We start from the raw sequence: 12,051 nt of genomic DNA, 5'->3' as shown, positions 1-12,051 counted from the left end.
GGACGCAAAGGACGCAAAGGAAGAGAAGGAAGAGAAGGAAGAGAAGGAAGAGAAGGAAGAAATGTTTTACTGAACTGTATTGACTTAAAAATCATCCCCTCGTATTTTCTGAAGGAAATCAATCGGAGTCAGTCTGCTGGGAGTAAAAGGTAAATACTTAATCAGGAGTTTGGGAATCCTGTACTCTAACTCAGCGTCGGAGGATGTCATTTACCTATAAGCAGTCGTTGGGGTATTGTGTTTGGAGGTAGCAATCCTAACCAAGCCAAGTTCTGGGTGTAATAAGCCGATTCATCTCCCCAAACTCCCTGCTTGTATTGAGGTAGTATTTTTTTCACAAGCAGTTCTTGAGCTGTTGCTGGTTCTACCAATTGCATCGCGGCATACAACATAGCGTATTGGGATGTAGCTTCGTAATTCACTAATGCTTTCCCTTGGAGATCAATGCGTGCTGGTAAACTCGATTGTTTACTCCATAGTTTTCGCAGGTGCTGAGTCGATGTCACTAAATAGCGCTGCGCTTGGGGTGAATTAAACCAGGCAGCATCTAACGACAAACGCCACCAGACTCGATAGGCATCAAAGCTATACAAACTCTTCAGAGTGCTAGATGCTGGTAGAGTTTGGCATTGTCCTGTTTTGGTATTTAGAGCTACCCAGTCACTCGGTAAACCCACGCTAGAAAGCTTTGCGGAATTTTCTAGCACTTGATAGCTGCTGTCTACCAAACTCAACCAATCATGTTGGGGGTCAACTTGTGCAAAGATCCGAAAAGCATAGGGAGCAAAATAAGAGGGATTGAGGTAAAAGGTAGATGCATTGGGGACAAATGCAGCCACTGGCCCTGGTAACAGGTAGCGCTTACCTTGGGGTTCTGAGATGGTGGAGAGGTTCCACAAATCTTGCAGTTTAAGTTTTGCCAGTTCCAAGTATTCGGGTCGATTCCAGCGCCGTGATCCCAAAATCAGGGCGGTAATCGCATCTATATCTCCATCACTGGCAAAGTTGGTGTCGATGATACCCCAGTTACCATCTTGCTTTCGTCCCCATTTCCAAGCCCACAAACTATCTGTACGTTTACCCCCTGCTCGGTGCTGGAGGTTATTTTCTGACCAGTGTAAGGTGAGGGCAAAAGTTGCCGGATCATTAATCAGTACTGCTCTTAGCAAAGCATAAGCTTGACCTTCACTAGTTGAGCGATCGCTTGCTTGGTAATCAATCACCCGCCCATCTGACTGAATAAATCTTTGGCGGTAGCTATCCCAGCTTTGGGCTAGTAATTCCCGGTTAGGGGTAGATTCAGGAAGATCCGCTAAAAATCTAGTGAGATTTTGACTACTAGCTTCAGTGGGGAGGTTTGCTACCGGAGTTCGATTATCCGGTGTTTGGGGTTTTGCTGCCCAGTAACTAGAGTCACAGGCAGATAAACCAATCAGGCTGGCAAGAGCTGCCACTTTTGGGAAGTGCCACATCCTAAAAACAGTTTGATTTGTAAAACATTAGTTGATGGCGAGAGTGCCATCTCCTTGCCCCTATTGTTCCCTTGTAGTTGTTGAAAATTAACTTTCATGAAGAAATTTAAGCGATCGCTAATTCCTGCTACGACGTTGATAATCTTCCCAAGGGGGTTGAAATCCTCGTCGTAGCAGAAAGTCTGTTTGGATTTGCTGTATTTGCCGAGATGCATCACGATCAATTCCTCCTTCGTCGGCTGCTTCTAATTCCAATTGTTCTAGCTGCGCCAGCGCCGTCAAAGGCTGATCTAAAATCGCATTCAATCCAGCGAGGGCGCGGCGTGTGCCTTTGTCTTCTGGTTTTTGTGCCAACACTTGAGCATAAATCTCCTGTGCCGATTCAAAGCGGCGCTGTTCAAAGCGAATTCCGCCCAAAGCCGCGAGAGCATCGATGTTATCTGGTTGCTGCGCCAAAATATTCTCATAGCTACTGCTGGCCAAATTCAAGTTACCTACAGCCAGAGCTAACTCTGCCTGCAACTGGTATGAGTCAGAAGTCTTGGGAATGCGAGCAATCAACTGCTTCATCCGCGCTCGTGCTTGGGCTGGATTACGTTTTGCGATCACCTGTAATAGGCGCAGTTGTAATGGTATGGAACTAGGATCAGCTTCTAGGAGGTAACTATATAAAGCTTCTCTTTGCGGATCTGTAGGCAGCGCTCCTAGCAAACTGTATAGTTCTGGAGGAGTATTGGTTGCAGGTTGTGTAGCTAACCAATTGTTTAAAACTGCCTCTGCTTCTGGTTGAGAGATCCGCTTGGCTTGATAGGCGATACTAGCACGCCCCAGTTGAATCGATAAATTTTGAGGATTGCGAGCTATTAGCTGGTCATAAATTGTTACAGCCTGATCAAAACGCTTTTGTTGCAGTCGCACTCCCGCCAGTCCGCCCAAAGCAGCATCAATAATATCGCTACTATTTGGCTTACTAGCAAGCACAGCTTCGTAACGCTGGGCACTAGCTTCGATACTACCTTCACGACGCTCAATTTCTGCTGCTAGTAACTGGGGTGCGAGGTCTTTAGCACCTGCGGGGGTGGCTGTGTAAGCTGCCAACGCTTGCCTTGCACCATTCAAATCTTGACGCTGCACATACATTTGTGCCACCCGGAAATTCAAAAACGGTACGTTGACCCCTGTTTGCAAAATATTTTGATATACAGGTAAAAATTCTGGGTCGGGAGCATCAATGTTTACTAAGGCATTAGCTAGCTGTTGTAACTGGACGCGATCGCTCGGTAGTGATTGGATTGCAGTTCCCAAACGCTGTTTCAAGTCATTTTTACCGAGTAAACCTAGCTGATTTTCCAAAGCTAATTGCTGTACCTGCAAACTTTGATCGTTGGGAAATTCTAAGGACACTCGTCGATATAGTTCCAGTGCTGTTTGTCGTCCTTCGGGGAACCCACTAAAGACATCAGCGACTTCGCGCAGCAATTTGGGGGAAGGGTTGGGATCGGTTTGGAGGGCTTGACGATAGAGATTGAAGACTTGCTGGGTAAGGGTGGGGTTATTGGTGTACTTGCGAATTTCATTGAGCGATCGCGCTAAGGGCAAAATCGCATCTGGTCTTCCCTGTAATACATCTAAGACCGCCAATGCTTGGGCTGGTTGTTGATTTACAAGGTATGCCACAGCCAGCTCTTTACGAGTTTCAATCGCTATGTTGTCAAGGCTCTTGGAGCGTTGCAACTGCGCTTCTAACACCTCTACTGCCCCCGCCGGATTGCCTGTTTCTCGTAAGGTGTGACCGTAGGCTACTGCTGCATACCCTGTAATCGCTTTGCCATTAGAGCGGTAGCGGTTAAACAACTCCAATGCTTTCGGGAAATCCCCACTGTAACTATAAGTTTGAGCTGCCCTAAGGACTGCTTCTGGTGTGGGGTTGTTGTTCAGTGCGATTTGGTAGTCTGCCAAGGACTCGCTTAATCGTCCTTGGTAGGAGTAGAGTTGAGCACGGTAACTGTGAGCTTCTGAGTCATTGGGATTCAACTCTAATAAAGTTGTCAGCGCCTCAATTCCTTTTAAGTTCCACTCAGGACGATAAGTTGCCAATAGACCAACCGTTTTTAAAGCTAGTTGGTTGTTGGAGTCTACCGCCAGTACTTTTTGATAAGCATTCCAAGCTTCGGGAATACGTCCGGCTTTGCGATAAGCGATCGCTAATCCTAACCTAACTGGCGAAGATTCCGGTTGACTTTTCAGGGCTTGCTGGAAGGCTGCGATCGCATCATTAATCAAGCCCTTTTTTAACAATGCAAAACCTTTTTGTGCCGATGCCGATAAGTTCTGTGCTTGGGCAGGGGCAATGCTACCCAAAGGCGGCACAGTTACCAAGTAAGTAAAAACCAAAAATGAACAAGTAAAAAAAGAAGGATATTTAATTTTTTTAGCTTTTGCCTTTTGCCTTTTATCTATGTTGTTTTGACTCATTGACTACTTCTCCCTCTGGGAGTCAGATCAAATTCTGATTTCACCCTAATACCGAAGACTGTATCGGAGAAATTATCACGTTCTTGAACCGAGAAGCCTAGCCGCAGATTATCAAGAAATTTAAAATCATAAAAGGCTTCCAATACATCGGGACGGTCTCCACGACGCAGGCTATCGTTAGAAAGAGGGCGTCCATAAGCTACGCCTAGTCGGTCATCTGGGGTAAACGTATCTAATAAACTCGCTCCCAAGACGTAAGTATTTGCACCCTCTCCTAAAGTGCGATTTTCGTAGCGACCATAGCGCCCAAACAAACCTAATTTCAGATTGGGAATAAAGACTTCGGCGTTGAGTCCATAAGCTTCTTCGCGATCGTTTTTATCAGGGCCAAATTGATTGTTACCTCTGGGAATGCTGTAGCTTTCAAGGAAACTATCACCAACACCAGCGTCGCGATCGGTGGTATAAGTACCACGAATAATTGCATTGCCGTAACGGATGCCGATTTCTCCGGCAAATCCATCTAAAGAAAAGTCACCGATTTTGTTGGCTGATGAAAAGACAGCTGCTTTGGCTTCAATATTGTCGGTGACACTCCAATCGACTAACAAACTAGTGCGTGAACTAATCCCCGTTGCTGCCAGTGCTGGGTTGGTTTGAAACACCGGATTAAAGAATTGACTAGCCCCATCTTTAGCAAAGCTGTTGCGATCGAAATAAGACGTTAAATCTAATTGACCGATCACAAACCGTAGATTAGGCACTCCTGCTAGAGAAGTCGCCAAATAAAGCTCGTTAATGTTCAAACCGTCGTTTCGAGAGTCATCCAAGCTGCTGCCTTGGCTGGTTAAATCCAGGGTTGCCCCAACCACAGCTTGGGAAGAAAGTGGGTAGATTCCCGTGACTCTCGCTCGTGCTGTAGTGTCACTGCCTTGGGTGATATAAACTCCTTGGAATTGTAAAGAGGGTTGCCTTAAACTACTGCTATTAAGCTGACGGCGTTGTTGAGTAGTTATTGATTGCGTAACTGGTAGTACTGTGTTGGGAGTAGGAGTGGTACTAGGGACTGATGGTTTTGCCTCTGGATTGAATAATTGTTGATTAAAAGTTGGTGCTGCTGGTGAAGTGAATTCTTGCGTTCCAGGCAAGTTGGGAAGTGGCGGCAGGGGAGCTGCTTGAGAACTGAGTAGTTGATTAAAAGTTGGTGCTGCTGGTGCAGTTGATTCTGGCGTTGCAGACGAGTTGTCCGGTGGAGCTACTACTGAGCTAATTGGTGGCTCCAAGCCGTTCATCTGTCCCTGCAATCCTAAATTTAGGTCAGAAGTGTCCCCACCTGCTGCCACTCTTGGTAGAGCAGAATTACGTGGTGCTGCTGGGGCTTTTCCAGTCACCTGCTGCTGGATAAAAACACTCTCCAGTTGTTGGAGATTGTTGGCTGGTTTCTGCTGTACAAATTTGGGCACTGGTAGCGTTTTTACTAAACCCAATTGGTAGTCGCTAGCTTCTAGCTGAGATGGGTTGACTTGAGCTGAAGACTTTTCGCTCACTGCCAGTACCCAGCAAATCGAAACGGCGACAGTGCAAAGCAGTGCATAAACCTTGTGGTACTGGCTTGGAAAAGTAAGTTTGTAGCAATCGAGTACTGTTTGCCTCATCAGCCTAGTTGGGTAACAACTACATATTTATGTTAGTTAACGTCGCAACTTTAGCAAATTTAATGAGTATTAACCACTAGATCGCATAAACTTTGCAATTCTCAATTAATTTAATGAAAAGTCATAAAACTTGTTATTTATAAAAAAAATTGGGCATAATAGGTAAAAATATGAGTTATTTGGAAGAAATCAAAAAAATGCTCCCTTTTATCATCAAAAATATTGATTTAAAGACTATTCTTCCCAAATTTAAAGGTTTATCTCCTGCTAATTTCCAGGTAGGCATTTGCCTAATGCTTTTAGCTGCCAGTTATGGCTGTGTTCAAAAAGCACAAGAAAAGGTGGAGATGCAAATTCTAAATGTCCAACCTATATCAAGTAAAGGCGTATACAACGTAGTCGGTAGTAGCAATCTGCCTGAGTCTAGCAAGATTACAGTGGCCGCTGTGCGCTATTTGCGTCCAGTATCAGGACAAGCAGAAGCTTTGCCCAGCTCAGACATGAATACTAACCGTTCAATTCTGGCTCGTCAAATTGTGGAAGTGAAACAGGGACAATGGGAGGCTGCGCTGAATCTGTGGCAAGTTTCACCCAATGGCAGTTTCCAGGAAGTCTGGCAAGTAAATCCAGCACAAATACGACTGTTTCCAGAAGGTGATGTTAAATTTGTAGCTATTTTCGATCCTGCGAGTCAGTGGGAACAGTCAGATAATCAAAACTCTCAAAAGTTAAAGTCAGAAAATCAACAGCTTGAAAAGCTTGAAAGCAAGTTGATTCGCTTTACTAACGAAGGTGAAAAGTATTTACAAGTTAGCCAAACCTTAACAATACCCCTACCTACAGGGAAAACAATACCACCTCGTCTCCAACCGGAAGACTTGAATGGTGGCTGGGGAAACCGATATCAAATTCCGCCACAATCCATAGTTTCTAAAACTACCTTACTTCCACCGGCTAAAAATAGGCAGACGAATGCCTCTGTGACTCCTCCAGAGTTTCTCAGGTGAGAATATTGAGCATGGGGTACTACTGTAGCCCTCCATTCCTCTATGTTTGATAGATAAACAGGACTTACGCAAAACTACCGCCTGTAGTTTTGCGTAAGTCCTAATAAAAACTGGAATACCAGCCTCAATATGAGCGCTGGCATCAAGATATTAATTACCCAACAACCACCAATTTAGTGGGCATTGTCTGTAGAGAAAAGTCCTTGTCCTGATTAAGAGAGTTGTGGCAATTTGGCAAGCTTCACGAAAGAAGCCCAGAGGAAATTCATACCTAAAGATACTTACTCTGTACTCCTATGCTGTGGAGTGCTTTAAACCTTCTCCTCCTATCTAAATCATGGACATCCGTAGACATTCAATCTTTAGTTGAGGTTTCAACGGGTGAAGTCGTCAGCTTTTGCTGTTTGATAAACAGATTTGAGGAGATTTCAAAGAACAGTATTATAGTATATCTGAAATTTAGGTGTGGATTCTACCTCAGCAGTTGTTGCTTGGGGCGTTACTTGCAAATTCTTCTGCATTGCCTGCATCTGTAACATCATCTCTTTAATTTGTTTTTGCAACTCTTCAAATTCTGATGGCATAATTGGTGTTTGATTCACTTCATCAGTAGCAGCAATTCCTTTGATGTTGTTCGGATTTTCTTGAGCATAGCCAAGGAAAACTTGAGCGGATGCAAAGGCAGAAGTACCAGCAACATTTCCCATTGTCGTAGTGGTATTTTTTTGAGTTGCAACCTTTGCTACAGGATTTACTGGCTGTGCGTACATCGGTGTCAAGGTTTGCGCTTCAATAGGTTGAGATACAGTTATTGCAGAGCTTTTTGAAGTGAAAGCTTGCTCAAAAGGCATCTCGTCATCTAAAAAAGCGCTCAATCCAGAAATTTGCAGCCGAGGCTCAGAAACTTGCCATTCTTTTAGTAATGCTTCTTTTTGTTGTAGGTGTTGTTCTAGATTAGATAATTCCTGCTGAATTTTCGCTGATTTAGAGGAAGAATTTCGCCAACCACACAAAGCAAGTGCTAAAATTCCAGACCCTATACTAAGTGCAGTTGCAAAAATTACGTAAGGAACAGCAATATCTCTAAGTTTGCCATAAAAAATAGGTTCTTCCTGGAATTTGATCGCAATTTGTTTATCGCCTAATGTCGCAAGAGGGAATGACATTAAAGAAAATACACTTAGAGAAGCGATCGCAGGTGGTAGTAAGAATTTTTGCAGTACAGAAAGTGTCATAATCGGAAAGTTTTTGTTAAATAAAAGACAATGGGTAGTTGGCAGCAGATATAATTATCGCTTCTAACATCTAGCTGATATAGAGTTTTCACGGTCAGTCAGTATGTGTACTGCCTTAGTATCCAAATTATCCTCTATCCAAGATTATTTCAATAGATAATTGATGAAGACCTCAGTAAATTACGTAAATTTTATGTAAATTAACCAACTATCATAGATTAGATCCAGGGAAGGGCAAAATATAGATATAAATTTATATCTATTTACCTGTCAAAGATTTTAGCGCTTTTGACTTCGACTATCTAATTTTTGCGGATACAGAAACAATAGTAGCTAAATATTGCTCTAAGATTACTAGGATGGTTAAATGTACGGAATATTAATTTAGTAACTAAAAAGCTATCAAATAAATGCCTTGGAATCAGAATCAGAAAATTTATGCTTGATGAAGTAGTCAAATATATAAAAACAATTTTTCAGTGAAGATACTGATAAAGTATTTTATATGTAAAAATTATTACATTATATTTATGGTAGTTTAGCTTAGGTATCAATCCTCAAACAAGGTAATAAAATTATGCGAGTGATTTCTAAAGGTAAACCAAGAACATTCCGGTTACACAACCAATTTCTGATATTTTCCTTAAGCTTAGTGGTATTTTTAGTAATAACTTTGACTAAGAGTTTTGCTAGTATCCAGCTAGATGCTTCTAGAGCTGCGACGCCCATAGATATGCCGCTTTCAACGATTGGTAAAACAATTGTGGATGCCAAAGGCAAGGTTGTATTGCCCAGAGGTGTTAACTGGTTCGGTATGGAAACAGATACACACGCGCCTCACGGTTTATGGAAACGAGATTATAAAGAAATGCTGGCGCAGATTAAAAGCTTGGGATATAACGTGATCCGTTTACCTTATTCTGTGGCAGGATTGCGATCGCCTAATGTAAGTGGCATTGACTTTGGAATTGGCAGCAACATAGAACTCCAAGGTAAAACCCCCTTAGAGGTAATGGATTTAGTTATTCAAGAAGCAGGACGCCAAGGATTACTAATCCTACTCGACAGCCATCGCCTCAACGACCAGCAAATTCCAGAATTATGGTATGGAGATGGGTTTACCGAAGCAGACTGGATCGATACCTGGAAAATGTTAGCCATCAGATACAAAAATCAAGCTAACGTCATCGGCGCAGACTTAAAAAACGAACCTCACGGGAAAGCTAGCTGGGGTGATAACAACATCAATACCGACTGGCGACTAGCAGCAGAACGCGCAGGTAATGCCATTCTCAGTGTCAATCCTAATTGGCTGATTGTCGTTGAAGGAGTAGAAAAGAATGTCCCCGGTCAAAAACTGCTAGAGCATTGGCATGGGGGGAATTTAGAAGGTGTAAAGCGTTACCCAGTACGTTTATCTCGTTCTCACAAACTAGTCTATTCTCCTCATGAGTACGGCGCTGGGGTGTACAATCAAAGCTACTTTTCTGCTTCTAACTTTCCTAAAAATCTAATTGAACGCTGGCAAATAGGATTTAACTATATCGCTAGTGATAATATTGCTCCCATCTTAATTGGGGAGTTTGGGGGACGAAAAGTAGACTTAAATTCCAAAGAAGGAATTTGGCAAAATGAATTGGTGAAATACATTCAAAAAAATAACTTGAGTTTTACTTACTGGAGTTGGAATCCTGATAGTAGTGATACGGGCGGAATTTTACTAGATGATTGGCAAACTGTTGATCTACCCAAGCAGCAATTACTGTCCCAGCTGCTCTCACCTGTACAATTTCAACCGCCAAATCAACCGAGTAATCCTCCTGTTTCCCCAACTCCGACTCCTTCTGTATCGCCATCTCCTACTAGTACTGTCCAACTAAAAGTGACTACTGACATTAATTCCAACTGGAAAACTGGATTTTGTGTCAGTTTTAAAATTACAAATCAGGGTAATACCAAGGTTAGTAATTGGCAGCTGGTATTTAATATGAACCAAGCTACGATTAATAATTCTTGGAACGCAGATTTTAAGCAGCAAGGAGCGATACAGTATGTAGTGACTCCTTTGGTCTGGGGAAAAATAATTGAACCAAATCAAGTACGCGATATCGGCTTTTGTGCCAATAAACTTGGTTCTGACTACCAACCGCAGCAAATAAAAGTCAAAAGTTAAAAGGCGAATTTGTCATGATGGAAAAAATCACCTATCGACTATTAACTCAGCACACAAGATGACTGAAGCAACAGCAACCCGTCCCAATATCTATGTCCAGGAAACCGGTCCAACGATTCATTATCTGGTGGCAATGCCCCAACCAGAAACCCATCTGTTTGAGGTAACTTTACGCCTTGCCAATTATTCTTCGCCGATTCTCGATTTAAAATTGCCGGTGTGGACACCCGGTTCCTACTTAGTCCGGGAATATGCCAAGAATTTACAAAATTTTGCGGCTTTTGCAGAGGATAAGCCTTTACCTTGGCGGAAGATCAGCAAAAATCACTGGCAGGTAGACAAAATAGGTGTTTCAGAATTAACTGTACGTTATCGCGTTTTTGCCAATGAGCTTTCGGTACGGACAAATCACTTAGATACCACGCACGGTTATTTTAACGGTGCGGCACTATTTTTTAGAATACCAGGCTGGGAGAACCAACCGATTCGCGTCACTATCGTACCACCACACCCGGAATGGCAGGTAACTACTGCCCTACCAACCGTTGCTGAGGAAACGAATACTTTCTTGGCTAGCGATTTTGATACTCTGGTAGATACTCCCTTTGAGATTGGTAGCCACCAATTGTATAAATTTGAGGTTTTGGGAAAACCCCACGAACTGGCAATCTGGGGACAGGGTAATTTCCAAGCCCAGCAGATGATTGCTGATATCCAAAAAATTGTCCAGGTAGAAGCGCAGATGTTCGGGGGTTTGCCCTATGAAAGATACGTGTTTCTGCTACACTTATTTAGCCAAGCTTTTGGCGGTTTGGAGCATAAAAATTGTTGCTCCTTAATTTACCAGCGTTTTGGGTTTCGCGCTCAGGAAAAGTACGATCGCTTTATCCAATTGGTAGCACACGAGTTCTTTCACTTGTGGAATGTCAAACGAATTCGCCCAAAAGCATTAGAGGTTTTTGATTACGACCAGGAAAACTACACACCATCATTGTGGTTTTGTGAAGGCACTACTAGTTACTATGACTTGTTAATTCCTTTGCGGGCGGGAATTTATGATGTTAAATCGTATTTGAGTAACTTGGGCAAAGAAATTACCAGATATGAAATGACACCGGGGCGCAAGGTACAACCCGTTTCCGAGTCGAGTTTTGATGCCTGGATAAAACTCTATCGCCCAGATGCCAATAGCGGTAATTCCCAAATTTCTTACTATTTAAAAGGAGAAATGGTATCGTTGTTGCTGGATTTACTGATTCGCTCTACTCACAACAATCAGCGATCGCTCGATGACGTAATGCAGAAAATGTGGCAGCAATTTGGGCAAGCTGAAATTGGCTATACTCCAGAACAGCTGCAGGAAGTTATAGAATCTGTTGCCGGAATCGATTTGACTGATTTCTTTAAACGCTACATTGATGGCATTGACGATTTGCCCTTGAATCAGTACTTAGAACCCTTTGGCTTGCAGTTGGTAGCAGATCAGCAAGAAGAACCTTATTTGGGTGTGAGAATAAATACAGAGAATGGGCGGGAGATGATTAAGTTTGTGGAGACTGGTTCACCTGCACAAGTAGGGGGAATTGATGCAGGTGATGAGTTGTTAGCAATTGATGGGATTAAGGTAACGGGGAATAGTTTAAGCGATCGCCTGAAAGATTACCAAGCAAACGATACAATCGAAGTCACAGTTTTCCACCAAGACGAACTGCTTACCTATTCCATTACCCTCGCGTCACCACATCCCACTGGATATAAAGTAAAACCAGTTGAGCATCCTGACTCCACACAGGAGCAAAACTTTGCTGGATGGCTTGGGGTTGCGATCGTAACTTTTCGATAAAGGGCATTGGGCATTGGGCATGGGGCATTGGGCAAAACAGTTCCGAGTTTTGAGTTCCGAGTTTTGAGTAAAGAAGTGAGATTCCCCACTCCCCACTCCTTTACAGACGCGATTAATCGCGTCTCTCCTAAATCTGCTGTCGGGCTGGATTAGTTATTTTACGGACTGATTACCGTGATTCACTAACCAAC

At 43.1% G+C, this 12,051-nt stretch carries 7 protein-coding genes; 3 read left to right on the top strand and 4 right to left on the bottom strand.

What is annotated here, in order from left to right:
• Positions 1 to 206 precede the first annotated feature (206 nt).
• From V7K15_RS21485 to V7K15_RS21475, 3 genes are all read right to left on the bottom strand, one after another.
• On the bottom strand, positions 207 to 1,472 hold the full coding sequence (locus V7K15_RS21485) for a glycosyl hydrolase family 8 (RefSeq protein WP_334908557.1): 1,266 nt from the start codon (positions 1,470 to 1,472) through the stop codon (positions 207 to 209).
• Between the two features lie 117 nt (positions 1,473 to 1,589).
• Entirely contained in the window at positions 1,590 to 3,947 is a 2,358-nt protein-coding gene (locus V7K15_RS21480; protein WP_334908555.1) for a tetratricopeptide repeat protein, read from the bottom strand.
• Positions 3,944 to 5,602, bottom strand: coding sequence for a porin (locus V7K15_RS21475; protein WP_334908553.1), 1,659 nt, complete (start codon positions 5,600 to 5,602; stop codon positions 3,944 to 3,946). The genes V7K15_RS21480 and V7K15_RS21475 overlap by 4 nt, the downstream gene beginning before the upstream one ends.
• A gap of 197 nt (positions 5,603 to 5,799) precedes the next feature.
• Here V7K15_RS21475 and V7K15_RS21470 point away from each other — a divergent pair, with 197 nt between their 5' ends.
• On the top strand, positions 5,800 to 6,609 hold the full coding sequence (locus V7K15_RS21470; RefSeq protein ID WP_334908551.1) for a hypothetical protein: 810 nt from the start codon (positions 5,800 to 5,802) through the stop codon (positions 6,607 to 6,609).
• Positions 6,610 to 7,037: 428 nt separating this feature from the next.
• Here V7K15_RS21470 and V7K15_RS21465 read toward each other — a convergent pair whose 3' ends face one another.
• The gene (locus V7K15_RS21465; RefSeq protein ID WP_334908549.1) at positions 7,038 to 7,844 is read right to left on the bottom strand and encodes a hypothetical protein; all 807 of its coding nucleotides are present in this window, start codon (positions 7,842 to 7,844) and stop codon (positions 7,038 to 7,040) included.
• A gap of 577 nt (positions 7,845 to 8,421) precedes the next feature.
• Between V7K15_RS21465 and V7K15_RS21460 the strand changes: the two genes are divergently transcribed.
• Positions 8,422 to 10,017, top strand: a complete 1,596-nt coding sequence (locus V7K15_RS21460) for a cellulase family glycosylhydrolase (protein WP_334908547.1) — start codon at positions 8,422 to 8,424, stop codon at positions 10,015 to 10,017.
• 58 nt (positions 10,018 to 10,075) lie between these two features.
• The gene (locus V7K15_RS21455) at positions 10,076 to 11,860 is read left to right on the top strand and encodes a M61 family metallopeptidase (RefSeq protein WP_334908545.1); all 1,785 of its coding nucleotides are present in this window, start codon (positions 10,076 to 10,078) and stop codon (positions 11,858 to 11,860) included.
• Positions 11,861 to 12,051 lie beyond the last annotated feature (191 nt).

It is taken from the genome of Nostoc sp., assembly GCF_036919815.1.
In the GTDB taxonomy this organism is placed as follows: domain Bacteria; phylum Cyanobacteriota; class Cyanobacteriia; order Cyanobacteriales; family Nostocaceae; genus Nostoc.
The sequence above is the reverse complement of the archived record's forward strand: the minus strand, read 5'-3'. Positions and strand labels throughout refer to the sequence as shown.

Excerpts from the sequence above, each read along its gene's own strand:
- V7K15_RS21485 (WP_334908557.1), bottom strand. The coding sequence starts at position 1,472 with ATGTGGCACTTCCCAAAAGTGGCAGCTCTTGCCAGCCTGATTGGTTTA.
- V7K15_RS21480 (WP_334908555.1), bottom strand. The coding sequence starts at position 3,947 with ATGAGTCAAAACAACATAGATAAAAGGCAAAAGGCAAAAGCTAAAAAA.
- V7K15_RS21475 (WP_334908553.1), bottom strand. The coding sequence starts at position 5,602 with ATGAGGCAAACAGTACTCGATTGCTACAAACTTACTTTTCCAAGCCAG.
- V7K15_RS21470 (WP_334908551.1), top strand. The coding sequence starts at position 5,800 with ATGCTCCCTTTTATCATCAAAAATATTGATTTAAAGACTATTCTTCCC.
- V7K15_RS21465 (WP_334908549.1), bottom strand. The coding sequence starts at position 7,844 with ATGACACTTTCTGTACTGCAAAAATTCTTACTACCACCTGCGATCGCT.
- V7K15_RS21460 (WP_334908547.1), top strand. The coding sequence starts at position 8,422 with ATGCGAGTGATTTCTAAAGGTAAACCAAGAACATTCCGGTTACACAAC.
- V7K15_RS21455 (WP_334908545.1), top strand. The coding sequence starts at position 10,076 with ATGACTGAAGCAACAGCAACCCGTCCCAATATCTATGTCCAGGAAACC.